Origin of the sequence: Hymenobacter norwichensis DSM 15439, assembly GCF_000420705.1 — a bacterium.
Taxonomy (GTDB): domain Bacteria; phylum Bacteroidota; class Bacteroidia; order Cytophagales; family Hymenobacteraceae; genus Hymenobacter; species Hymenobacter norwichensis.
The window spans coordinates 428077-453217 of sequence record NZ_ATVL01000010.1 but is presented as its reverse complement, the minus strand read 5'-3'; the positions used below and the strand labels follow the sequence as shown (position 1 = coordinate 453217).

Annotated in this window: 17 protein-coding genes and 1 tRNA gene; 9 read left to right on the top strand and 9 right to left on the bottom strand. The window is 59.4% G+C overall.

Translation table 11 applies throughout. The features are described from left to right. Positions 1-58: 58 nt before the first annotated feature. Positions 59-2554 carry a bifunctional UDP-N-acetylmuramoyl-tripeptide:D-alanyl-D-alanine ligase/alanine racemase gene (locus G536_RS0119970; RefSeq protein WP_026880410.1) on the bottom strand — a complete coding sequence of 832 codons (2496 nt, stop codon included), beginning with the start codon at positions 2552-2554 and terminating at the stop codon, positions 59-61. A gap of 143 nt (positions 2555-2697) precedes the next feature. On the opposite strand from G536_RS0119970, the gene G536_RS0119965 reads away from it, so the two are divergent. The 5 genes from G536_RS0119965 (at position 2698) to G536_RS29050 (ending at position 8554) form a co-directional block, all read left to right on the top strand. Beyond that, positions 2698-3621 (top strand): EamA family transporter, encoded by a 924-nt coding sequence (locus tag G536_RS0119965; RefSeq protein ID WP_022825376.1) that lies wholly within the window; start codon positions 2698-2700, stop codon positions 3619-3621. Positions 3622-3746: 125 nt separating this feature from the next. Then, on the top strand, positions 3747-6362 hold the full coding sequence (locus G536_RS0119960) for a YfhO family protein (RefSeq protein ID WP_022825375.1): 2616 nt from the start codon (positions 3747-3749) through the stop codon (positions 6360-6362). Positions 6363-6481: 119 nt separating this feature from the next. Beyond that, the gene (locus tag G536_RS29055) at positions 6482-7402 is read left to right on the top strand and encodes a 1-aminocyclopropane-1-carboxylate deaminase/D-cysteine desulfhydrase (RefSeq protein ID WP_022825374.1); all 921 of its coding nucleotides are present in this window, start codon (positions 6482-6484) and stop codon (positions 7400-7402) included. A 97-nt stretch (positions 7403-7499) separates the two neighbouring features. Continuing rightward, positions 7500-8135 carry a DUF4230 domain-containing protein gene (locus tag G536_RS0119950; protein ID WP_022825373.1) on the top strand — a complete coding sequence of 212 codons (636 nt, stop codon included), beginning with the start codon at positions 7500-7502 and terminating at the stop codon, positions 8133-8135. Positions 8136-8146: 11 nt separating this feature from the next. Next, the gene (locus G536_RS29050; protein ID WP_022825372.1) at positions 8147-8554 is read left to right on the top strand and encodes a hypothetical protein; all 408 of its coding nucleotides are present in this window, start codon (positions 8147-8149) and stop codon (positions 8552-8554) included. Between the two features lie 176 nt (positions 8555-8730). Here the strand turns inward: G536_RS29050 and G536_RS0119940 are convergent, their stop codons facing one another. Beyond that, positions 8731-9240, bottom strand: a complete 510-nt coding sequence (locus G536_RS0119940) for a regulatory protein RecX (protein ID WP_022825371.1) — start codon at positions 9238-9240, stop codon at positions 8731-8733. 223 nt (positions 9241-9463) lie between these two features. On the opposite strand from G536_RS0119940, the gene G536_RS0119935 reads away from it, so the two are divergent. Next, on the top strand, positions 9464-12082 hold the full coding sequence (locus G536_RS0119935; RefSeq protein ID WP_022825370.1) for a DUF5686 and carboxypeptidase regulatory-like domain-containing protein: 2619 nt from the start codon (positions 9464-9466) through the stop codon (positions 12080-12082). A 135-nt stretch (positions 12083-12217) separates the two neighbouring features. Here G536_RS0119935 and G536_RS0119930 read toward each other — a convergent pair whose 3' ends face one another. From G536_RS0119930 to G536_RS29045, 3 genes are read right to left on the bottom strand one after another with little or no spacing between them, the layout of a single operon-like run. Continuing rightward, positions 12218-12499: a DUF4834 family protein gene (locus G536_RS0119930; protein WP_022825369.1), complete on the bottom strand. Its 282-nt coding sequence runs from the start codon at positions 12497-12499 to the stop codon at positions 12218-12220. Then, positions 12499-13272 (bottom strand): FkbM family methyltransferase, encoded by a 774-nt coding sequence (locus G536_RS0119925; RefSeq protein WP_022825368.1) that lies wholly within the window; start codon positions 13270-13272, stop codon positions 12499-12501. Before G536_RS0119925 ends, G536_RS0119930 begins: the two co-directional genes overlap by 1 nt. A 45-nt stretch (positions 13273-13317) precedes the next feature. Then, positions 13318-13782, bottom strand: coding sequence for a hypothetical protein (locus G536_RS29045; RefSeq protein WP_033370551.1), 465 nt, complete (start codon positions 13780-13782; stop codon positions 13318-13320). Positions 13783-13955: 173 nt separating this feature from the next. Here G536_RS29045 and G536_RS0119915 point away from each other — a divergent pair. Then, positions 13956-14028, top strand: a tRNA-Thr gene (locus G536_RS0119915). Positions 14029-14120: 92 nt separating this feature from the next. Here the strand turns inward: G536_RS0119915 and G536_RS29040 are convergent. The 4 genes from G536_RS29040 to G536_RS29035 form a co-directional block, all read right to left on the bottom strand. Next, entirely contained in the window at positions 14121-14972 is an 852-nt protein-coding gene (locus tag G536_RS29040) for an endonuclease/exonuclease/phosphatase family protein (RefSeq protein ID WP_022825367.1), read from the bottom strand. A 43-nt stretch (positions 14973-15015) separates the two neighbouring features. Beyond that, a complete protein-coding gene (locus tag G536_RS0119905; protein ID WP_022825366.1) occupies positions 15016-16791 on the bottom strand; it encodes a RagB/SusD family nutrient uptake outer membrane protein in 1776 nt (591 codons plus the stop codon). A gap of 22 nt (positions 16792-16813) precedes the next feature. Further along, on the bottom strand, positions 16814-20104 hold the full coding sequence (locus tag G536_RS0119900; protein ID WP_026880407.1) for a SusC/RagA family TonB-linked outer membrane protein: 3291 nt from the start codon (positions 20102-20104) through the stop codon (positions 16814-16816). Between the two features lie 386 nt (positions 20105-20490). Continuing rightward, positions 20491-21792 carry a glycoside hydrolase family 28 protein gene (locus G536_RS29035; RefSeq protein ID WP_022825364.1) on the bottom strand — a complete coding sequence of 434 codons (1302 nt, stop codon included), beginning with the start codon at positions 21790-21792 and terminating at the stop codon, positions 20491-20493. Between the two features lie 245 nt (positions 21793-22037). Between G536_RS29035 and G536_RS0119890 the strand changes: the two genes are divergently transcribed. Both G536_RS0119890 and G536_RS0119885 read left to right on the top strand, forming a co-directional pair. Next, positions 22038-22388: a hypothetical protein gene (locus G536_RS0119890; protein WP_157530798.1), complete on the top strand. Its 351-nt coding sequence runs from the start codon at positions 22038-22040 to the stop codon at positions 22386-22388. 312 nt (positions 22389-22700) lie between these two features. Beyond that, a complete protein-coding gene (locus G536_RS0119885; protein WP_026880406.1) occupies positions 22701-25130 on the top strand; it encodes a TonB-dependent receptor in 2430 nt (809 codons plus the stop codon). Positions 25131-25141: the final 11 nt, after the last annotated feature.

Here is a 25141-nt window from a genome sequence, read left to right as displayed (position 1 = left end):
TAAGTATATCTAGTCGGGTTATATTAAACTGGCACCTCAAAATTGCGTTGACGCAGCATTATTCAGCAAAAAACACGCGCTTCACTCGCTCGCTCACGTTGGTCAGCAACTCGTATGGAATAGTGCCAATGCGGCCAGCCAACTCCGGTAATGGCAACTGCGGACCAAATATTTCAGCAACGTCGCCGGCTTGGGCGGCGCTGATGTGCGTGACGTCTATCATGCACATATCCATGCACACATTGCCAATGAGGGGTGCGCGCTGGCCCCGCACCACCACCTCGCCCGCACCATTGCCGAAGCGCCGGTCATAGCCGTCGGCGTAACCGATGGCCAGCGTAGCAATGCGCCGCTCGTAGTCCGCAGCCTGCCCGCGGCGGCCGTAGCCCACCGTTTCGCCGGGCGGTAAGGTTTTCACCTGCGAAATGGTAGTGCGCAATCTGCTGACGGGCCGCAAAGCGTCTTGTTCGCGGCCGGTGGCTTCCACACCATAGAGGCCAATTCCGAGGCGCACCATATCCATTTGGGCCTCCGGGAAGCGGAGGATACCTGCCGAATTGAGGGCATGCTTGATAATAGAATAGCCTAGTGCTTCTTCCAGAAGCGGCGTCATGCGTTGGAAAGCCGCCAACTGCTGTTGAGAGAAGCTGTTGTGCTGCTCTTCGTCGGCGCCAGCTAAGTGGGTGAGGGCGCTGGCGACACGCAGGTGGGTGGCATTTTCACGTAGCAAGGCGCAGAGTTCCGGCAAGTCGGTTTCCGCAAAGCCCAGGCGGCGCATGCCGGTATCGAGCTTAAGGTGGATGGCGGGTAAGGGCTGCTGCCGGGCGGCCACGAGGTAGTCGTGCAGGCGCTCGAACGAGTATATTTCGGGCTCCAGATGATATTGGCGCAGCACTTGAAAAGCATCGGGCGAGGGGTTCATCACCATGATGGGCAGACTGATGCCGTGCTGGCGCAAGCTTACGCCTTCGTCGGTATAGGCCACGGCGAGGTAGTCGGCGCGGTGAAACTGGAGCAGATTGGCTACTTCATAAGAGCCGCTACCGTAGGCAAATGCCTTCACCATCACCATGAGCTTGGTGCCTGGTTGAATGCGGCTACGGTAGAAGTTTAGGTTCTGAGCCAGCGCCTCCAGGTCCACTTCCAGCACCGTACCGTGAATCTGGCGCTGAAATGCCGTTACAATCCGCTCGAACTCGAATCGGCGGGCTCCTTTCACCAGAATGGTTTCCTGGCGAAAGGCATCGGGCCGAAACTCCCGCAGAAAGTCATTGGTGGTATCATAGAACATGGCTTCGACCTGCTGGAAAAGCGCTTGGTGCTGCCCGATTTCCAACCCCACCCCTACCAGCCGCTCCACGCCGTGGGTGGCCAGCTGCGCAGCCACGCGGGCATACAGCTCGGCGCCAGTTAAACCCGATTCCAGCACGTCGCTCAGGATGAGGGTGCGGCGGCCCCGGCGAGGTTGACGGGCCAGCACATCGAGGGCCAGGTTGAGGCCGGCCAAGTCGTTGTTGTAGGTGTCGTCGAGAACGTAGCAGTCGTTGAGAGCCTGCTTCATTTCCAGGCGCATGGCTACCGGCTGGAGCCGGTCGAGGCGGTGCTGGATTTCAGCGGCGGGCACTTGCCGCCACAGCAGCACCGACAGCGCATGCAGCGCGTTTTCCACGGAAGGCTCGTCGGCGAAGGGCAGCGTGAACGTGTGCTCCTGCGGCAGCGGCCGGGCCAAACTTACGCGCACCACCGTCCGGTCACCCGACGATTCGGCTACCGTTACGGCTACATGCGCCAGATGAGGGTGCAGGCGGCTCCAGGTGAAAGTGCGGTGCGCGGGTAGGTGCTGTTGGGCGGCGGCGTGAATCGGCTCATGGTCGAGGCAATAGAACAGCGTGTCCACATCGAGGAACAGCTGCATCTTCTCTTCCACTTTCTCGCGATGATTGGCAAAGCCGGCATCGTGCGCCGTACCAATGTTAGTGAACAAACCGAGCGTGGGCTGCATAACGCGAGCTAAGCGCGTCATTTCATGGCGCTGCGAAATACCGGCTTCAAAAACACCCAGCGTATGCGTGGCGTTCAGTTCCCATACGCTGAGCGGCACGCCCACCTGCGAGTTGTAGGAGCGCGGGCTTTTGCAAATCAGTTCATCGGGGGCCAGCAGCTGCGCTAGCCACTCCTTCACAATGGTTTTGCCGTTGGACCCCGTAACGCCCAACACCGGCAGCCGAAACTGCCGCCGATGCGCCGCCGCAACGGCTTGCAGGGCATCCAAGGCGTCGGTCACCAGCAGAAACCCCGCTTCCGGATAGGCTGCTAACCCGCCCGGAATTCCCTCTGCTCTATCAACTACAAATAGGCGTACGCCGCCCGCATACAGCTCCGGCAAGTACAGATGGCCGTTGTGCTGGGGGCCGCGCAACGCAAAAAACACGCTGCCCGTGGCCTGCCCGATGCGGCGGCTGTCGAGCAGCAGCTGGTGTACGGGAGCGGGTGCGGCGGGAGGTTGCAGCAGGGTGCCGTGGGTGAGGGCGGGCAGGGCAGTGAAGTCAAGCATCATACGGCAAAGGTAAAACGGAACCGTATGGGATACCGCCGAGGTTGCGGGGCGGCTAACCTACGTCAACCTTATTAGGAGTCCCAAACCAGAGCAGGCTTTGCCGTACCTTTGCGGCTTGTTTTTCATTTCCGGTTTTTCGCTTGAAACTTTCTCGTTATCATCTGGCGGCCCTGGCAGCTTTTCTTATCTGGGGCTTCTTCCCTATTCCGCTACGGATCCTGCATGGCTATGCCAGCGGCCAGATTCTGTTTTTCCGCATCTTGCTGTCTCTGGTCCTATTGCTCTTGATTCATGGGCTGGGCCGGCGCGCGGCGGTGCGGACGGTAGCGCAGCAGTGGCAGGTGGCGGGCCACGCCGAACGGCGTAGTGTGGTGGTGGGCACAGTGGCGGGAGGCTTTTTGCTGACGGCTAACTGGCTGCTGTTTATTTATGTAATCAACGAGGTAAGCGTACAGGCAGGCTCGTTTTCTTATCTGATTTGCCCTATTCTCACGGCCCTGCTGGGGTTTGCCATGCTGCACGAAAAACTGCGGCCCAACCAATGGGCGGCCATTGCGCTGAGCGCACTGAGCTGCCTGTTGCTGGGAGTGGGTGAGCTGCGCACTTTGCTGATGAGTTTGGTAGTGGCCTTCACTTACGCCCTGTACCTCATCACGCAGCGCCGCCTGCAAGGCTACGACCGGCTGGTGCTCCTTACCGTGCAGCTGCTGTTGGCGGCGCTGGTGGTGCTGCCGTTGTCGCCACTATTGGGCGCGCAGCCCCTGGCCGGTTTCGCCGATGGTAAGCTACTGGGATACACCGCCGTTCTGAGTGTGGTATTCACAGTGCTGCCGCTCTTTCTGAATCTGTACGCTCTCAACGCGCTGCCCTCGGGCACAGTCGGGATTATGATGTACGTAAATCCGGTAGTGAGCTTCGCGCTAGCGTTCCTGTATTTCGGCGAGGCCGCTACGCTCACACAGGGCATAGCGTACGGCGTGATTCTACTATCGGTGGTGCTCTATAACGTGCAGTTCCGTGCAACAAGAACCTCATCCTCCCTCCCAAACGAAGCAGTTAGCTGATGGCTGCTGGCCACTGGCTTTTTGAATAGAACCGGAAAAGCCAACAGCTAACCGCCAGCAGCTAATAGCTTTCTTTAGGGGGTTTGCTACCTTCGGACGGATTTTAGAATTCCTATTCCCTGCTGATGTCTACCGTTTTCTCTGCCCCGACGGCCGCCGCGCCGGTTGCCGCGCCGCTGTGGTGGCGGGCCTTGCCCCACCTGCTGGCCGTGCTGTTCTTTCTGGTGCTGGCCGTGCTGTACTTCTCGCCCATTGTATTCGGGGGCAAAACCCTGAGCCAGCACGACATCGTGCAGTTCAATGGGGGCGCCCACGAGTTACAGCTGGCCCGTGCGGCCGGCAAGGAAGTGCTCTGGACCAACTCCATGTTCTCGGGGATGCCTACCTACCTCATCAGCACCCGCTTCCCCGGCGACCTGAGCGTGTACCTGCATAGTATTTTCACGCTGGGCTTGCCGGCGGTGGTAGCCAACTTGTTTTTGGCGCTGGTGTGCGGTTACATTCTGTTCGTAGCCGTGGGCCTTACGCCAATGGTCAGCGGCGTGGGCGCAGTGGCACTGGGCTTCACCAGCTACAACATTGTAATTCTGGCGGCCGGGCACAACACCAAGAGCTTGGCGCTAGCTTACGCGCCGCTGGTATTGGCGGGCTTGATAGTGGCGTTTCGGCGTAACCGGTGGCTGGGTACGGCGCTGTTTGCTTTGGGGCTAGCCATGAACGTGCGCTCCAACCACTTGCAAATCACCTACTACCTGTTGCTGCTGGTGCTGGTGTTCGGCATCGTAGAATTGGTTTTTGCGTTCCGCGAAAAGCGCCTGGCGGACTTTATGGGCCGCACGGTGCTGCTGGGTTTGGCGGCGCTGTTAGCTGTGGGCGTAAGCTTTGGCCGCCTTTACACCACCGCCGAATACGGTAAATACAGCATTCGGGGCCGCTCGGAACTAAAAACCCCAGCCCCCGCCGACCCCGGCCAGCCTGCCCCCGCGGCGGCGGCCGGCGACGATGGCACCGGCGGCTCGGGCCTCGACCGGGAATACGCGTTCAGCTACAGCTACGGCATTGGTGAAACTATCACGCTGCTGATTCCGAACTTCTACGGCGGCGCTTCGCAAATGAAGCTCAGCGACAATTCGGCCACTGGCAAGGCCCTCAGCGCCTTGGGTGTGCCGCCCGTGCAGCTCGCCGACTATCTGGCCCATATGCCTACCTATTGGGGCGACCAGCCCATTACCAGTGGCCCGGTGTACGTGGGCGCTATTGTGTGCTTCCTGTTTGTGCTGGGCCTGCTGGTAGCCGACCGGCGCACCCGCACTTGGCTGGCAGCCGGCACGCTGCTGTCGATTGTACTGGCCTGGGGTAAGAACTTCGAGACGTTCAACTACCTGATGTTCGACTACTTCCCAGGCTACAACAAGTTCCGGGCGGTGAGCATGGCGTTAGTGATTGCGCAGCTGGCTATGCCGCTACTGGCGGTACTAGCGCTGGGCCGCGTGCTGCGCAACCGGGTGGTGGGCCTGGCCGCTGCTGGGGCCAGCACGCACCCCAGCCTGGCCGCCCTGAGTGCCAAAACCACCGTAGATGCTCCCGAAACCGCCGACCTCAAGCGCAAAGTGCTACTGGCGCTAGGTGTCACGGTGGGTGTGTGCGTACTGGCGTTTCTAATTGGCCTCGGGGCTGATTTCTCGGCGCCTATTGATGCCCAGCTTCAGCAACAAGGCTTCCCGCTGGATGCTATTCGGCAAGACCGCGCTTCGCTGCTGCGGACGGACGTGTTGCGCTCCATTGTGTTTATTGCGCTGGCAGCCGGTACGCTGTGGTTTTACTTGCAGCGCAAGCTGTCGGCGGGCATGGCGGCGGCGCTGGTGGGTATATTGACGCTGGTGGATTTGTGGGGCGTGGACAAGCGCTACCTCAACGACGACAACTTCCAGACGGAAACCGTAGCCCAAGGCTTCGTGCCTTCGGCGGCTGACCAGCAGATTTTGCAGGACAAAGACCTTAGCTACCGGGTACTGAACTTGGCCAACCCTTTCAACGAAGCCCAGACCTCGTATTTCCACAAGAGCATTGGCGGCTACCACGGCGCCAAGCTGCGCCGCTACCAGGAGTTGATTGAGCGGCAGATTTCGCGCAACAACTTGCAGGTGCTCAACATGCTGAACGCGCGCTACATCATTCAGCCGGCGCAGGGGCCACAGCAGGAAGGGCAGCAGGGCACGCCCGAGCAGGTGCAGCGCAACCCCGGCGCCCTCGGCAATGCGTGGTTTGTAAACGACATCCAGAAGGTGCAGAACCCCGACCAGGAAATCAACGCCCTAACTGGTTTGAACCCGGCTACCACGGCCGTAGTGGATGCGTCTAAGTTTCCGCTTAGCAAAACCAGCTACAGCGCACCCGGCTCCACCATCGTGCTAACCAAGTACGAGCCCGATGCCCTGACGTACCGCGCCACCGCTACCGCCGATGCCTTTGTGGTGTTTTCGGAAATCTATTACGCCGATGGCTGGAACGCCTACGTTGACGGCAAGAAAGTGCCCTACGTGCGGGCCAACTACGTGCTGCGCGCCCTACCGCTGCCCGCCGGCAGCCACACCATCGAGTTCAAATTCGAGCCCACGGAGTATGCCATCGGCAACACGGTGTCGTTGGTTTCGTCGGTGCTGCTGATTCTGGCGCTGATTGGGGCCGTGGTATATGCCCTGCGGCAGAAGCCGTCGGCTACTGAGCCAGCTTTGGTGTAATACTTTTCTCGCAGAGGTGCGCAGAGGAAAACGCAGAGGTTCGCAGTGGTCTAACGTAAATCGTTGCACACTGCGAACCTCTGCGTTTTCCTCTGCGCACCTCTGCGAGAAACCCTTTTATGCTCCTCCAACCCATAACCGCTCCCGAAGCCACCCGCCGCCACATCCGGCTGCTGCTCCTGCGCGACGACCTGGCGCACCCTGAGCTGCCGGGCAACAAGTGGCGCAAGCTGAAATACAACCTCAAGGCAGCCCGCCAGGCTGGCCACGATACGCTGCTGACTTTTGGCGGGGCGTTTTCCAACCATATTGCCGCCGTGGCCGCTGCGGGCCGCCTGCAAGGACTGCGCACCATTGGCCTGATTCGGGGAGAGGAAACCCAACCCCTCAACCCCACCCTAGCCCGCGCCGCCGCCAACGGAATGCAGCTGCGCTACCTCGACCGCACCACCTACCGCCGCAAGCACGACCCGGATTTTCTGGCGGAGCTACTGCGCGAAACCGGCCCGGCCTACGTCATTCCCGAAGGCGGCTCCAACACCCTGGCCCTACCGGGCTGCGCCGAACTAGTAAGCGAATTGACCACTGAAACCGCCTTCGACTACCTGTGCGTGGCCTGCGGCACAGGCGGCACGCTAGCGGGCCTGCTTACTGGCTTGGCTGGCCAGCACCAGGTAGTAGGCATAGCGGCCCTGAAAGGTGGCGAGTTTCTGCGCACCGACATTAACGCGCTAACCCAAGCCGCCACCGGCCGCACCTACCCCAACTACGACCTGCGCACCGACTACCACCTAGGCGGCTACGCGCATTTCTCGCCGGAGCTGCTGCGCTTCATTCAGGAGTTCGAAACCCAATACGGCGTCCTGCTCGACCCTATTTACACGGGCAAGCTCCTGTACGGCATCTTCGATTTGCTGCGCCACGACTACTTTGCGCCTCACTCCACGGTGGTAGCGGTGCACACCGGCGGCTTGCAAGGCTGGACCGGGTTCCGGCAGCGGTTTGGGAGCCGTAGTGCATGGTGGCCGGCTGGCAGCTGAAGCCACGCACTGCGTTATTTTCGGGGGTAGCTCGTCGGCAAAACTTGCGGCAATGCCGTAGAACAACCAATTGTTCTCTTGCTTTTGCTGCTACCGTATGTCGTTTTCCTTGTTGCTCCGCCGTTTGTTGCCGCTGCTGTTTCTGGTGGGGCTGGGGTGGTTTCTCTGGACGAAAGTCCGGCCGGCGCTGGACGGGCTCGAAAACCCCTTGGACCCTGCCCCGCGCATCACCGTCACGCACAATACAGTACTGGAGAAAGTGGAAAGTCTGGGCCGCCTGGAGCTGGTGCGCTACCATTTCAAGGATGTGGTGGAGTACAAGAAAAGCACCTACCGTTTCCTGCCCGATGCCAAAGTGGCTCTCATCGTGGCCGGCAACGCCATCGGCTGCCTGGATTTGCGCAAGGTGCGGGCCCAGGACGTGGTGTTTGAAGGCGACTCCGTGGTGCGCGTGGCGCTGCCGCCCGCCGAGCTGTGCACGTGGCAAATCGACCACAGCGCCAGCCGCGTGTACAGCGTGGAAAACGGCTTTTTCAAGGACGCCGAGTTGGTAGATGCGGGCTATAAATACGCGGAAACCAACGTGCGCCGCGCTGCCCTGCAATCCGGCATTCTGGCTGAAACTGAAAGGAATGCCCAGCAAATCCTGAAGCCCATGCTGGAAACCATGACCGGCCGCCGCGTAATCTTAACGCAGCAAATGCAAAACCCGCTCCGCCCGGCGCAACGCTAACTTTTCAGCTTATGGAAATCGTAGAATATGAGGGCAGCTTGCAATGGGTTGGGAATTTGCACTGCCCCAGTTGCCAGCAAGACAATATTGGTTGGCGCTCCAGCGGCATGAGCGAAGCGTTTCCGCACTTCTATTGCTCGCAGTGCTCCAACGTTTATCTGAACCGGGAAGCGCAGGAGCTGGTGTACTACGGAGCTACCCCAGAGCTACTCGCCCAAATTGCCACCACCTTGCCAGCCTGCCCGTGCGGCGGCCACTTCACGCCCACCGCCGGCCCCAAATGCCGCTGGTGCCACCACGAAATTCCGTTGGTGCGTAACCCCGTCCAGCATCTGCAAAACCCCAACATGGTGCTCCTGAATGGCGCCTGTCTCATTCGCGACAAAGGCGAATCGTACCAAGTGCGCATCATCAACTAGAATCTGCGAACAGTTGAGCATTTGAGCCCGATTCCTAACGTCATGCAGAGGCGGAGCCGAAGCATCTCGCGTGCTGACGTCAGGTTGCTATTCCAACATCAGTACGCGAGATGCTTCGGCTCCGCCTCTGCATGACGGCCTATCGTATTTACAAGACAGCTACTGTCCTCAATACCCTACTCCTCATCGTCTTCCTCCGGCGCTTTGCCTAAGTCATCGAGGGCTATTTTGATGAGGTCCTGCTCGTAGCCTTTGCCGGTGAGGTACACCTGAATCTTCTGGCGGCGGATGCGGGGGTTGCGCTCCTTTTCCTGGCGGTCCTTTTTTTCCAGTAGGTTCAGCAGGTTCTGGTAGTATTCGTCGCCGTCGATTTCCTTGAGGCCCGACTTGATGCAGTACTCGGAAATACCTTTTTGCTTAAGCTCCTGCGTGATGCGGCGGCGGCCCCACTTCTTGTTGCGGTAGTGCCCGCGCACATAGGCCTGCGCGTAGCGTTCCTCATCAAGCAGCTTTTCCCGGCTCAGCCGGATGATAATTTCGCCGGCTTCGTCCTCGTCCAGGCCATACTCGCGCAGTTTGCTTTCCACCTCCTTCTGGTTGCGCTCCTGGTAGGCGCAAAAGGCGGCTATTTTGTGGAGAGCTTCGCCGGGCGTGTAGGTTTTCTTCTTTTTGTCGGGCTGGTACATAAACGGGGGCAAGGGGAATACAATCAATGCAAATAGGCACTTGAGGGCCGGGGAAACAACACCAATCGGGCCGTACGCATTCCGTAGCTGGCCGCGTTAGTGAAATAAAGCTACCGGCAACCTGGCTACAAACCGCCCCCGGAATCGGGTTGTTGTTCAGTACACAGACAACCTTTTGGTAGGCTATCCTATCTATCTTGCTACCAACTATACTCGTTGCCGAATGCCGCGTTACTACCTACTACTTACTTTGCTGCTCGTCACGCTTACTGCCTCGGCTGGCATAGTACGGGGCCGCATAACCGATCCGCAGGGCACGGCGCTAGCCTTCGCCAACGTGGCCGTGCGCGCCACTACCACCAGCACCGCCACCAACGAGCAGGGCAACTACCAATTGCGGCTCCAGCCCGGCCAGTACGAGCTGGTGTTTCAGTACGTGGGCTACAAGCCGCGCATCGAGCAGGTGCGCGTGGCGGGCGGCGACACGGCCACCGTCTTCGACGTGACCCTGACGCCGGACAGCTACAAGCTGAAGGAAGTGGTGGTGCGCTCCACCGACCGGGACCCTGCCTACGCCATTATTCAGCAGGCGCAGCAGTGGCGGCGCTATCATCTGCGCGAAGTGGCTGCCTTCCGAGCCCGCGCCTACATCAAAACGCTGGCCCGCTTTCTGGAAGTACCGGGCAAAGTGTTCGGCCTGATCAAAGTGGGTCCCGATATTAAGCCGGGCATTTTCTACCTCTCCGAATCGGTGTCGGATATGAGTTTCCGGCAGCCCAACGTGATACAGGAGCGTATGATTTCCTCGCGGGTCAGCGGCGACACGAAAGGCATTAGCTTCAACCGGGCCGGGCGCGGCGCGGGCCTCAATTTCTACGAGAACGTGCTGAAAAGCGGCTTTTCCGAGCGCGGCTTCGTGTCGCCGATTGCCGATGGGGCCATGTTGTTCTACAAATACGAGCTGGAAGGTACCACCCAACAGGGCGGCGTGACGGTGCACAAAATCCGCGTCACGCCCCGCCGCCGCACCGACCCGGTGTTTTCCAGCGGCCACATCTACATCGTGGATGGCACCTGGCGCATCCATTCCATTTCCCTGGACCTCGACAAAAACGCCCAGCTCGATTACGTGGACCAGTTTCACATCGAGCAGCTGTTTGCGCCCGCGCCGGGCCCTTCCGACGTGTGGGTGATTCAGTCGCAGAAGATTACAGTGGGTTTCACGGCGTTCGGCTTCAAGGGTAGCGGCTACCTCACGGCGGTACTCTCCAACTACAAAGTCACGCCCACTTACCCCAACCGTCCCGCCCCGCCCGTAGCCGCCAATGAGCCCGCCGACGCCCCCGTCACCCGCGAAACCGCCGCCGATATTCGCAAGCAGAAGCCCAAGCTGGCCGGCCTCAACCGCGAGGTGCGCCGCCAAACCAAGCTCGCGGAGCGCGACACAGTGGGCATGAGCATTGGCAAGCTGAAGCGCGGCGAGGTGATGCTAGTGGAGAAAGGTGTGAACGAGCGGGACTCCAGTTACTGGGACACCGTGCGGCCCATTCCGCTGACGGCCGAGGAGCAGAAAGACTACCACGTAAAAGATAGCACCGAAGTAATCCGCAACTCGCGGCCCTACCAGGATTCCTTGGACCGGGTGCGCAACAAGTTCTCTCCCAGCTCTTTACTGCTGGGTGGCTACAGCTACTCCAACTCGTTCCGGAAGCGGTACTGGTACGTAGCGCCGGTCTTCAACATCCTCAACTACAACACCGTGGAAGGCGCTGTGCTTCAGCCGCAAGTCACATTCACACAGCGCACCGACGACCGGCGGTTCTATACCATCACGCCTTCGGTGCGCTATGGCTTCAGCAACGAGCTAATCAGCCCGAGCCTGGCCGCTACCTGGCAATACGCGCCGGCCAAGGTGGCGCGGGTGAGCTTCCAGGCGGGCCGCTTCATCGAGAATTTCGATGCCAGCTCCCAACTGACGCCGTTCATCAACACGTACTACACGCTGTTCAAAAACCGCAACTACGCCAAGCTCTACCGCCGCGACGGTGCGCAAGTCAGCTACCAAAACGAGGTAGTGAACGGCCTCACGCTGCAAGGCACCCTGAGCTACTACGACCGGCGCCAACTGGAAAACACCACCATCGACCTGTGGGTGGATAAGCCGGGCGTGGCCTTCACGCCCAACCAGCCCCTGAATATCGAGCTGCCCAACGGCACCGGTTTCGGCCGTAACCAAGCCGCCACGGTTGAGCTGACGGCATCTTTCCGGCCCGGCCAGCGCTACATCAGCCGCCCCGATGGCAAGATCAACCTAAGCTCCAAGTTCCCCACCTTCTCGGGCACCTGGCGGCAGGGCCTCGGCGGCTTACTGGGCTCCGATGTGCGCTACACGCTGCTGGAAGCCGGTATTCGGCAGAGCATTGGCATGGGCCTGTTGGGTACGAGCACCTACAAAGTAGCGGCTGGCGGCTTCCTGGGTAAGCCCGAGTTGTCGTTCATGGATTACCGCCACTTCAGCGGCAACCGCACTTACCTGGCCGCCGACTTCACCGACTTCCAGCTGCTCGACTACTACCGCTACAGCACCCGAAACCGCTTCCTGGAAGCGCACTACAACCACCATTTCAACGGCTTCTTCCTAAACAAAATACCGCTGTTGCGCCAACTGAAGTGGCAGGAAGTGGCCTCGCTCAACTACCTAACCACCCCCGAAACCGACCACTACGTGGAAATAGGCGTCGGGCTGGAACACGTATTCAAGGTGATACGCGTGGATTTCTACACCGGCCTGCAATCCGGCGAGCGGGTAGGCACTGGCGTACGGATTGGCATTGGGTTCTAGCTGGAAGGCAGCCAAAAACGTAAGCTTGCAACAACAGAAAAGCCCTTAACGCTAGCGTCAAGGGCTTTTCTGTTGTTGGCTTGTCAGGAACGACGCACGCAATTTACACGCGACGTTATGACAGATAATGCCGGCTTACTTCACTTCCTCGAAATCCACGTACTCGCCGCCTTTGAACTCCTTGGGCTGAGCGGGCTTTTGCTTGGGTGGCACATAATCGACGTGTACTTGGCCGTTAGTGGGGCCGTTGTGGCTCGGTTCGGGCCGCGGTGCCTCAAACGGGTTAGCCCCAAACTGCGCGCCGTAGCGGCGGGTCTGCTTCTTCACGAAGGCAACCACCAGCCAGCGCATCAGCACCGGCAGGACAAAACGCAGGATAATAGAAACAAGAAAAAATATCAGCAGAAACTTGACCATCAAGAAGTTGCTTCGGAGGTGGAATTAGTGGGTTGAAAGTAAAAATCGGCCGAAACGGCGCTTTCCAGCTGGGTCTCGGTACAGGGTACAAGTTCAGAACGCTCGGAGAGCAAAAATGGTTTGTAGCCCAGATCAGCCAACAGATTCGCTACGGCGCGGCGGTTTTCCAGCCCGTTCAACTCGGTTTGGATGAGCGGCCGGAAGCGGCGCAACGTGGCCTGCATGTGCCGAAACACCTCGTACTCAAAGCCTTCCACGTCGCACTTTACAAAGTCGAGGCGCGGCAGATGGGCCAGCAAACCGTCGGGGTTGCGCATGGGCACGTCGTAGGTGCGGGCGTAGGTTTCGTTGGGGTTGCTAGACGCTACTTTGGTCATGCCGTGGTGCAGCAGGCCGTTGCGCTCGGGCGTGCCCATCTGCACGGTGGTGTCCTGGCCGCCGAGGGCATAGGGCAACAGCGTAAGATTCTGGAAGCCGCTCCGCTTCACGTTATCCTGCCAAATGGCTTGAAACGCCGGAATGGGCTCTACCGCCAGCACTTGCCCTTCGGCCCCTACCAGCTTCGAGAGGGCCACGGAGTAATAGCCCAAGTTGGCGCCAATATCCAGGCACACAAAACCGGGCTTCACTATTTTCTCCAGAAAAAACAGCTCCGGGTATTTCTTCTTGCCCCAGCCCGCGCCCACTAGCCGCAGGTACACCCCGCTTACAAAACGAATGTACCGCTCGAAGCCAAGCGTGCGGACCAGGAGTTTGCGGAGTTGTTTCACCATAACAGCCGCAAAGATGCCGGAAAGCCGGGAAAACTCGGCAGCGTCTTACCGTTTCCGGGCCTTGGTCCACGCCCGCGACGCACCAGCCGCCACCAGCCCGCCCACCAGATACCAGGCTACGGTCATGAGTTTGGTTTGGGGGGTGCGGTTGCTGGGGGCCTCACCCAGGCCCAACGGCCCCGGTAGCACCACGCCACCTACGCCAGCTGCCAACCCCAGAACAGCTCCACGCCGCCAGGCTTTCTTACCTCGTCCGACTAAGCTAAAATACAATCCGTTAGACAGTATGTCGCCGGCCATTGTTAGGTTGAACAGCGTATCATGGTCAGGCTGAGGAGCATCGGCTTTGCCTAGCAGCTTGCGCAGGGCGCGCATACCAAGCACATCCATCCGCGGCGCATCGTGGGGGCGCAGGTGGCGCGCGGTTTCGTGGAGCAGGGTGAGGACGGTAGCGCCGGCCAAGCCGCTGGCCAGGGCCTGGGGTACAACGGATGATTTGGTTGACTTCATAAGCAGCAGCGCATAGCCAGTTAGTGGTTCTGCTCCTGGAAACGGGAAAGCCAATCGAGTAGTTATGCCTGACCCGATTAGAAGCTCGTGCAAAAAATACAACTCGTTTTTATCGGCTTTTTGCTTGCGCTTTCTATCTTTGTTGCCCCTGGCGGATACGTCGCCTCGGAAACGCCGATTTAGCTCAGCTGGTAGAGCAGCTCATTCGTAATGAGCAGGTCGTTGGTTCGAGTCCAATAATCGGCTCACACAAACAAAAAGGCTCCTTCTCACATGAGAAGGAGCCTTTTTGCTTTATCGGCAGCAGCAGGCCCAGCGGGACTTACGAGGTTGACCGGCTATTTCTTCGTTGAATACCGCACTTCAATAGCCACCGGGTAATGGTCGGAGGGGATTTTGCCGCCGCCGTAGGTATCAGTCAGAATGCCGTAGCGGGTGGCGGTGAAGGCCGGGCTCAGGAAGATATGGTCGATGCGGGCGTCGGTTTTGGTGGTGGTTTTGAAGTTGTTGAACGTACCGTTAGGCGCGTACACCAAGGCCGCCGTTTGGTAAGCATCTTTCAACGTGCCCGAGGTGCTGAGCAAAGTGTAGCTTTCGTTGCGCTGGTCCACGTTCAGGTCGCCGGTGAGGATGGCGGGTGAGGTACCGGCCATTTCCTTGATTTTGGCCAGAATCAGCTTGGCGCTTTCCTTGCGGGCTTCCACCCCTACGTGGTCGAAGTGGGTGTTGAAGAGGTAGAAGGTGAAGCCGGTATTTTTCTCCTGAAACTGCCCCCAGGTGCACACCCGCGGCAGGGCGGCATCCCAGCCTTTCACGGGCGCCGTGGTAGTGGGCGCCAGCCAAAAAGTACCCTGCTTGAGTAGCTTGTATCGGTCTTGCTTATAAAAGATGGCCGAGTACTCGCCGGCCTGCTTGCCATCGTCGCGGCCCACCCCGATATAGGCGTAGCCGGGCAGCTTACTGGTCATGTCCTGAAGCTGGGTGTAAAGCACTTCTTGCGTGCCGAACAAGTCGAAATCCTGAAAGCGAATCAGGTTGGTGAGGTGCGGCAGCCGCCGGAGCCAGGCGTTGGCCGTGTCCTGCTTGTTGTCGTAGCGGACGTTGTAGGTGGCCACCTTCATGGTTTGGGCCGAGAGGGTAGCCGAAACAGCAAGCAGCAGAAACAGGGCGCAGAGGGCCTTTTTAATCATAGCAACCAAGGAAAGGGAAGAAGAGAAAGGTAAACAGAATTACTTACCAACCGGGGTTTTGGCCCAGTTTGGGGTTGAGCAGCCGGTCGGTTTCCGGGATGGGGTACAGGTAGTACTTTTCCTCCCAGCGGCGTGGAATGGTGGTCAGCCAGGTGATTTCGCCGGAGGTGCCGTTGCTGAGGCGTTGTGGGTTGGGGCTGCCGCCGCTGATGGTGGGCGCCACGTTTACGTAGGTGACACCGGCGGGCCGGTTGGCGGGCAGCGTGGTGTAAAAGGCCACATCCAGAATGCCGTCCTCGTTCAAGTCGAGCGGCTGGTCGAGGGCGGGCACGTAGAAGCCGTTCCAGGTCATGTCCATCAGCTCGCCGCGGTGCCAGCGCACTAGGTCATAGAACCGGAGCCCTTCCAGCGCCAGCTCAGTGCCCCGCTCCCGGCGTATTTCCAGCAGCGCCGCGTTGGAGATACCAGGGAAATACTTGGTTTGCAAGTACGTATCCACCACAGTGGGCCTGGCAGCTAGGCCGCCGGTAATACCCGCCCGCTGCCGCAACGCGCCCACGGTACGGGCCCATTCGGCGTCGGTGAGGGTGCCTAGTTCAGCTTTGGCTTCGGCGAAATTCAGCAGCACCTCGGCGTAGCGCATGATGGGCAGAGAGTTGATATTGCGGCTGCCCCCGTCGTAATACGTGTCGTCGAGCGTCCACTTGATGGGCTGGTAGCCGGTGTAGGTATAGGAGAAAACCGGCGGCGCTGGCTCCAATGCGCCCCCGTTCACGCGCTTGTAGTCACCCATCCGGATGGTTTGTTGCAGGCGTTTGTCGCGGTTTTTCACTTCCTGCGCAAACGGCAGGGTTTCGTAACCCGGCCGGCTAGTGAACGGGGTGCCATCAATGTTGAGGTAGGTGTTCACGAACGTGCGAATCAGGCTGACGCGGGCACCGTAGGTAGCGCTGGTCCACCACCAGTTGGCGTCGTTGTAGATACTCAGGGCCGGGTCCACCACGGCCGCCAGAATGGTTTCGGACGGTACTACGGCGGTGCTGGTGAACAGCTGGCGATACGCTTTATCGGTGCCGCCGGCGGTGTTGAGGCTGAAGCCGCCGGTAGTCATGACGGTGTTGGCGGCCGACGCGGCTTCCGTTAGCCAGGTGTTGGCACTGCCGGCTAAGTTGTAGCTGGTGTGGTACTTCCGAAACGTGCCCTCAAATAGGCATACCCGCGACTTGAAGGCGAAGGCCGTTTGCCGGGTAATCAGGCTGCGGCTGTTGTCGGCGGTGGTGTTGAGGTTCTGGCAGGCAAAATTCAGGTCGGCCAGCACCGAGTCCATCACCAACGTGCGCGGGTCGCGGCCGTTGTAGAGCGCCTGGTCGTTTACGGCCATCGGCTTGCTGATCCACGGCACGTCGCCGAAGCGCTTCACCTTATCGAAGTAGAACCAGGCCCGAAAAAACCGCGCCAGCCCGAGGTAGTGGTTGCGCGTGGCGGGCGCAATAGCGGGGTTGTTGCAGTTGGCAATGAAGTAGTTGATGTTGCGCAGCCGGGTCCAGTCCCAGCCCGAGCTTTGGCGGGCGCTGAAGGCCCCGGTCCGCAAGAAATCGGGCACTTGAGTGCGGGCCGAGTAGTCCGCCATGGCGTCGCCCTGGTGGATGTCGTTGGCCGTGGGCAGCACGTCGTAGAACGAGTTGGAATAGAGCTGCAAGCCGGCTTCGCTGCTGAATACGGCCTCGTTCGTGACGGTGGCTTCCGGCTCTTGGTCCAGCTTTTCGCAGCTGGCAAACGTGAGGGTTAGCAGAATCAGCCAACCAAAATATCTTTTCATGATGCGGTAAGTTTGCGCCGGGTTAGAAAGTAGCTGACAGCCCGAGCGTTACGCTTTTCAGGATGGGGTAATTGTTGGCGTTGCCGCTGCTGTTGCTGTTGGGGTTGGTAGACGAGGCCGAGGGTGGGCTCAGGAGCATGTCGGAGCGGCCGATGTTTTCCACGTCGATGTCCTCGGTGATTTTGTAGAAGGGCGACCAGGTCCAGAGGTTCTCACCCGACACAAACACCCGCGCGTTGCTCATCTTGATGCGCCCAATCAACGACTGGGGCAGGTTGTAGCCGAGCTGAATGTTCTTCAGACGCACGTACGCCACGTTTTGCAGGTACTTGGTTTGGGTTTGACTCAGCTCGCCGGCCCCGTTCTGCGACACGTAGCCGCGGTAGCGCGGGAAATAGGCATCCGGGTTGTCCTCCGACCAGATGTTGCCCAGCTGCGACTTCGGAATCTTGTTGTACGGCCGATTGTACTGGCCCCAGAACGTGCCAGCCTCGGAGCCGGGGTACCAGTCCTGGTGGCCCACGCCCTGGAAGAACACCGACACGAAGAAGTCGTGCCAGCTGGCGTCGGCCATGGCGCCATAGGTGTAGCGCGGCAGGGCGTTGCCAATCACGCGCCGGTCGCCGGGGTTGCCCACCGTGTTGTCGCCGTTGTTGATGACCCCGTCGCCGTTCAGGTCGGCAAACTTGATGTCGCCGGGCAGCAGCTGGCCGCTGGTGGAAGCGCGGAACAGCGCCTGCGAGGGCGAGCTGGCAATCTGGTCTTGCGAGGTGAAGAAGCCGTCGGTGGTGTAGCCCCAGATTTCGCCCAGCTTCTGGCCCTCGTAGTAGCTGAGGTCGGCGCTGTTGTTGTTAGGGTCGTTGAGCTGCTTGTTGGGGTTGTTGTACTTAGTGATGGTGGCTTGGTAGTCGGCCAGCGTGAGGCGCACACCGTAGCTGAGCGGCTTGGTGCCCAGGTCCAGGTTGTCGCGCCAGTTCAGGGCCACTTCCCAGCCTTTGGTGCGCAAGTCGGCGTAGTTGCCTTTGGGCACCGCCGTGCCAAACACGGCAGGCAACGTCATGCCCACCGTGAACATGTCGGTGGTGTTGCGGATGTAGCCTTCGGCGTTCAGCGTGAGGCGGTTATCCAGCATGCTCAAGTCGAAGCCCAGGTCTTTGGTGGTGGACGTTTCCCAGGTGAGGCCGTCCGGAATAACGCCCGGCTGGCTGGTGAGCTGCGGCCGCACCCCATTCAGCACCCGCCCCGACTGCGAAATACCAAACTGCTCCTGGTAGGCGTAAGAGTTAATGTTGCCGTTGCCGAGCGCCCCGTACGAACCCCGGATTTTCAGCTCGGAAATCAGCTTCGGCGACACCTCCCAGAACGACTCATTGGACAGACGCCAGCCCGCCGAGAACGAGGGGAAGTAGGCAAACCGCTCGTTGGAAGGGAACTTCGAAGAGCCATCATAGCGGCCGCTGGCTTCCAGCAAATAACGTTCCTTGAACGAGTAGTTGAGGCGGTAGAAGCCGCCCATGATGTTCCACCGGTCCCAGCCGCCCTGCGTGGTAATCGACTGCCCCAAGGCCAGGTTGATGTCCTGCGCATCTTGGTAAATCAGGCCGTTGCGCTGGGTTTGCAGGCCCCGGAACGTGGACTGCTCGTAGTTGTAGCCCACCATGGCCTTGAAATAGTGGACGTCCTGGAAGTGGTTTTCGTACTCGCCGAAGAGGTTAGCGGCCACGTACCGGGTCTGGCCGAAGTTGCGCAGCAGGTCGTTGGTGTTGGTGCCCACGTACTCAATCACGCCGGGTTTGCGGCTGTAGGGCACCGGCACGCGGGTTTGGGTCCGGTCGTTGTCGGTGTTGCGGAACGTGAAGTTGCCGTTGAGCCGCACCTTGTCTTCAAAGAAATGCGCCAGAAACGCGGTGGTGTTGCGCGTCACCCGCTCGTCGAGGTCAATGCCGTTTTTGCCGTACCACATGTCGCCCACGGTGTAGGCCGCCGAGTACGTGAGAGTGCCGTCGGGGTTGAACATGGGCGCTACCGTGTGGCCCTCGTCGGCAATGTTGCGCCAGATGCCGCCGCCCTCGCCCACGTTCAGCGGGTTGTGGTAGCGCATGCTGGAGTAGTCGGTGTTGTTGTCGATGCGCAGCCACGGGAACAGGTCGATAGCGCCCTTTGCCCGGAAGTTGTACATGCGGTAATCGTCGGAGTTGTAGCGGAAGATACCGTCCTGCCCGAAGTAGCGGCCCGTGGCGTAGAAGCTGGCCTTGCCGCTGCTCCCCGACACCGACAGGTTGTGCTCGGTGGCGCTGGTGCGCTTTTTATACAGCTCCTTGTACCAGTCGGTGTTGCCGTAATAGACGTACTCGCCGGCGGAATTTACCTCCACTTTCGGCAGGCTGGGGTCTTCGGAACGGCGCTTCAGCTCGGCCAGGTAGGCGGGCGAGAACTTCACCGTTTTGTTGATGTTCTGCGGCGTCTGCGAGTAGTCGTTCCACGCCGACCAGCCCTCGTTGAACATATTGGCAAACACGTAGCCATCCGTCACGAAATCGGGCACCGTGGTTGGGCTCTTGATGGACTGGTTGAAGGCGTAGGTAACGCTGGTTTTCTCTTTCGAGGGGTTTTTGGTGGTAATTAGCACTACGCCAAACGCGCCCCGCGCCCCGTAAATAGCGGCAGCCGAGGCATCTTTCAGCACTGTCACGGTGGCTACGTCGTTGGGGTTGATGCGGCTCGGGTCACCTTCCACGCCGTCAATCAGCACCAGCGCGTTGCCGCCCTGCCCGATGGACGTGGCTCCCCGAATGTTATAGGCCGGCGAGGTAGTGGGTTTGCCGTCGCCGGGCACCAGGTTCAGGTTGGGCAGCACGCCTTGCAGGCCCTGGGTGAGGTTGGGCAGCGCGCGGTTTTGCAGCACCTCCGACGATACCTGGTCCACGGCCCCGGTCAGGTTGGCCTTCTTCTGAGTACCGTAGCCTACTACCACCACTTCGTCCAGGGCCTTCGAGTCGGGCGCTAGGGTTACGTTGATGGCCGTGCGCGTCCCGATGGCTACTTCCTGCGGCTGGAAACCCAGAAACGACAGTACCAATGTGGTAGCGCCACTGGGCACCTGCACGCTGTAGGCACCGTCGGGGCCGGTGCTGGCGCCCGCGCTGGTGCCCTTTACCAGCACCGTTACGCCGGGCAGCCCTTCGCCCGCCTTATCGGTCACGCGGCCCGTAACGGTTTGGGCTTGTTGCGCATAGGCAGTAACGCTGCAACATATTGCCACGGGCGTAAGCAGACGTTGCTTCCACCCGAAAGAGCTAGTAGATGTTTTCATGCATGGGCTTAGGTTAGTTTTCCGGAGAGAAAAAACTGAGGTCAAGACACAGATGTACCGCACGCCAAAGAATTGAACTTTGGCGTTTTCACTTATTGGAAACACTACAGAAAACAGGGTTCTATTGAGCCAATGGCGATACTACAATCAACATCAACACGCACTTGATTGTACGAAACCCCTTTCAAGCCTCAAAGATAGAGCAGCATAATTGTGGTTTATTTAACAATAAATAGACTTGACAAATTGGTAACAGCTAGGCCTCGATTCGTTGTCGTTTTAGTAACAATCCGGTAATACTCCTACTGACTAGCAAAGCCCGCAACGCAAAACGCCCCACCAGAAGCTGGCGGGGCGTTTTGTTATTGCACAAACGTTGCTCGGGGCTAGTCGGGCTTCAGGGGAGTTACGGCTGGGCCGGTCCGAGCATCTTGCGTGGCTTTGAGCGGCGCGCCGTTGAGGGTCACGTTCTCGAATTTCACGGCCGGGTACTTGTTGGGAAACTCAACTTTCTGGGCCGTGGCATTCACGTTCTTAAACACAATGTTTTCCACCTTGTCCGTGGGGTTGCCATCGAGCACCGCAAACTGTTTGCAGTTCACTTTCACGTTGAAAATAGTGATGTTGCGGATGGTACCAAAAGGCTTCTCGGTGCTGCCCGCCATGTTGAAAAACTGCGTCCAGGGCGACAACGTGACGATGGTGCCGCACTTACCGGTGATGTTATCGATGGTGATGTTTTCGTAGAGCTGGTAGGTGTCGGGGCGCATTTTGAAGAGCAGCAGCGGCCGGTCGTTGTCCACTTTGCAGTTGCGCACCGTGATGCGGTTGGCATGAATACACTCGCTGCCGCAGGTTATGGCCGCGTGCACTTCGCCGAAGGTGCAGTTTTCCACCAGCACGTCTTCAATCGGGCCGTTTTCGGGTAGGTTCTGAGCGTTGGGGCCTTTGCCGCCTTTCATCACAATGCCATCATCATTGACGGAGATGTAGCAGTTGCGGATGGTCACTTTCTTGCATACGTCAATGTCCACGGCGTCGGTGCTGGGAGCCTTCACCGGCCGGAAAGGGGAACGGATGTCGCAGCCTTCAATCAGGACGTTGTTGCACTGGTAGAGATGGGTGGTCCAGAAGCCAGCGTTGTGCAGCTTCACGTTTTCGATAACCACATTGTCGCAGCCCCAGATGAAAAGCAGCCGGGGCCGGTGCACCTCCAAGTTGGTCGACGATTTGCCGGCTTTCTGCATGGAGTCCCGGTGCGCCCAAAACGCCTTCCAGAACCGCAGCCCGTTGCCGTCAATCTTGCCGGGGCCTGTCACCCGGAAGTTGTTCACCTTGTAAGCGTTGATAAGCGCCGCATAATAATCCAGCTTCTGGCCCTCCATCCGCGACGGCCCCAGCGGGTAGTCGGCAATGTTGTCGGAGCCCTTGAGCTTGGCGCCGGCCTCCACCCGCAGCTGGGTTTTGGGCTTGAAAAACAACGCCCCGCTCAGAAACACCCCTTTCGGAATTACGATGGTCCCACCGCCGCTGGCGCTAGCCTTGTCGATGGCACTCTGGATGGCCTTGGTGTTGAGTTTGGTGCTATCAGTACTCGCGCCAAACTTGGTGATGAGGTAGTCTTTGGAATGCGCCGGCCGGGCCAGCGCAACCACGCAAAAAAGAAACAACAGCAGCGTTTTATTCATAGGGAGGCAGGAATTGAGGTGCAATACGATAGGTACGCAAGGTAGGGGTTGCTCCTGAACTTAGGTTGGCTGAAGATTCTACTTCCTTGGTGAGCTGTGCTGAGCAGGATTACAGATGAATTCACAAGCTCCTCCGGGCAAAGTAGGTGCGCCATACTGAACCAGCCGGGCAATTCCTTTAATGCAGCAATGCTGCATTAAAGGTTTGTACCTACCTTTGCCCGGAACCAGTAGGTGATGCCCGAGTGAATACAGGACGCAAAATCATAGCATGGGGGCTGATAGCCCTGCTTATTCGGGTGTGGATGCCCGAGGCGGCTATGCTGCGCCTGCACGCTCACCAGCACACCGAAGACGCGCCGGTGCTGACCTTGGCAGTTAAGTCGGGCAACAAAGCGGTGTTTTCCGTTAAGCACCAGCACTGCCACGTCGAGCAGCTGTATGACGCGCCGTTTCAGCCGGCGCTGCCGGTGAGCATAGACGGGCCGGTGCGCGTAGTGGCTTACGCCAAATATTGCCCCCAGGCGCCAGTTTGCCGGGCCTCGCACCTGCTAGATGGTGCTTCCCTGCGCGGGCCTCCAGTTGTCTGCGCGTAGGGCTACCCCTCTTCTGCTGTTCCTGTTTTGCTGGGTAAAGTCTGCGGACTGCTACGTGCTGGCTGCCTTGTAGGCGCTGTAAATCACCGCGTTGATTTCAGGCTGAGCACCAGATAACGCGCAGTTTAGCAGCACGTTACTTTCATCAGCACTTGGCACTGCGGCGCATATAGCCGTTTTGGGGTAAGCCTTGCCTATTTCTGCCCGATTCCGCCGTGCGTCAGCACGAGTTGGCAGCCATTCCCCTCTCTTTTCTTGACTTCACTCTGCCCGGAGGCCTTGCGCCCTGGGGCTGGGTATGCTTTCTTTTTCATGCAACGACTACTAGCGTGTCTGCTGCTGCTCTGGCCTATGCTGGGAGCGGGGCAGTCTTCTACGGGCCATATTGATGGGCACGTAAACGGGCCGACCGGCCACGGGTTGGAAGGAGTTTCGGTGGTGGAAACCTCTGGCCGCTTTTCCGCCTTCACTGGGGCCGATGGGCATTTTTCGCTCACGATGCCGCTGGGCGAATACACGCTCATCACCCGGAGCATGAGCCACCAGGAACAGCGCCGCACGGTGGTTCTGACCTCCGAAACCCCTACCCTAACGGTGGATTTCACTCTGCAACCCAGTACCACGGCCTTGCAGGAAGTGGAAGTGTTGGGCCGCAAGGAAACCACTTACAAGAGCGACTACAGCTTTGTGGGCACCAAAACGGCCACCCGGCCCATTGATGTGCCGCAGTCTATTTCCACGGTTACCAAGGAGCTGATGGAGGACCGGCAGGCCCTGCGCCTCACCGACGTGGTGAAGAACGTGGCCGGCGTCACGCAGTACTCGCACTACGACGACCTCACGATTCGGGGCTTCCGCAACGGCTACGAAAGCGGCTTCCGGCTGCTGAACGGGCTCCGCTCGGGCTTCAGCTACGGCAACTCGTTTACGCAGGCGCCCCTCACAGTGAACCTGGAGCGGGTGGAAGTGCTGAAAGGCCCCGGCGCGGCCCTGTACGGCGACATCAACCCCGGCGGCACGGTGAACATGGTCACCAAGAAGCCCCTCGACGTATCCCGGCAGGCCCTCACCTTCTCCACGGGCAGCTTCAATACCATGCGCGCCACCGCCGACCTGACGGGGCCGCTGAACGAGCAGAAAAACGTACTCTACCGCTTCAATACGGGCTTCGAGAAGTCGAATACCTTCCGCAACGTGAACGACACTCGCTCCCTGATGGTGGCGCCCACGGTTACCTTCCTGCCCACCGACAAAACCACCATCAACGCCGAACTGGTATACACCCACATTGATGGCTACCTAGACCGGGGCCTGCCCATTCGGGGCGGTGAGTTGTACGCGTTGCCCCGCTCGTTTACGCTGAGCCAGCCGAGCGACTATTTCCGCACCAGCACCTACTATCTGAACGCCTCGCTCAACCACAAATTCACCGAGTGGCTGTCGTTTAATGCCTCGTACCTCGACTTCACCTACCACGAGGATTTGAGCGAGCACCGCACCCTGAACACCTACGCCGACGCCCCGGCCAACACGGTGATGAACCTGCGCTACTTTGACCGCCGGGCCGAGGAATACACCAAGAACCTGGCTTCGTATTTCGTGGTGAACGTGGCTACCGGCCCACTTCAGCACAAAGTGGTAACGGGCGTGGACTACATCCGCTTCACCACCGACCCGCAAAGCACCATGTTTGAGGCCCGGCAAAAGCTGCTAAACGGCGTGGCAACTCCACTGACCTTCGATTTGAAGAATCCGGTGTACGAAATCCAGGACCCCAGCAAGTACATCCGGCGGCCGCTACCCCAGTTCTTCGTCGATTACATCAACTCGGTGTACCACACCACCGGCCTCTACGTGCAGGACCAAATTGCCGTAACGCCGCGCCTGGATATGCTGCTGGGGGTGCGCTACGAGTTGTTTGCCGATGAGCGGGACTACGGCGACGGTTCCCAAAACATTCAGCAGCGTCGCTTGCTGCCCCGCGCCGGTCTCACCTACGCCCTGCGTGACAACCTGAACTACTTTGCTAGCTACAGCGCCGGTTTCCGGCCGCTCAAGCCCGAGTACATCCGCTTTCCAGAGCGCTACGGCCGCAATACCTCCTTCAACCCGGAAACCAGCTACCAGCTGGAAACGGGCCTGAAGGGCGAGTTTTTCGATAAGGGCCTGCTGGGCACGGTGGCCGTGTACCAGATTGTGAAGCGCAACCAGCTGGTGCCTACCGGCGCCCTCACCGCCGACGGCGGCCAGGTGTACCGGCAAAACGGCCAGGCCCGCTCCCGCGGGGCCGAGTTGGAAATGGTGGGCAACATTCTGCCCAACTTGAGCTTGAACGCCAACTACGCCTTCAACTACTCCGAAGTGCTGGATGCCGACCTACCGGCGGAAAACGGGCAGCCCCTGGCCAACGCCGCCAAGCACTCGGCCGGGCTCTGGACCAAGTACACCTTCGTGACGCCGGCCTTGCGCGGGCTGGGCGTGGCTGTGGGCGGCAACGCCGTGGGTAAGCGCCGCTCCGAAAACCAGGTAAAGAACACGGTTACGGGCGAAGACTACTGGGCCTACTGGCCGAGTTACACCACCCTGGACGCGGCCCTGTTTTACACCACCGGCAAGTTCAACTTCCACCTGAACGTGAACAACCTGCTCGACAAATACTACTTCGTCGGCGGCTACGACTTCTTCCGCGCCAGCCCCGGCGCCCGGCGCAATTTCATGGCCACCATGGGCTACACGTTTTAGGCTGGCAGAGC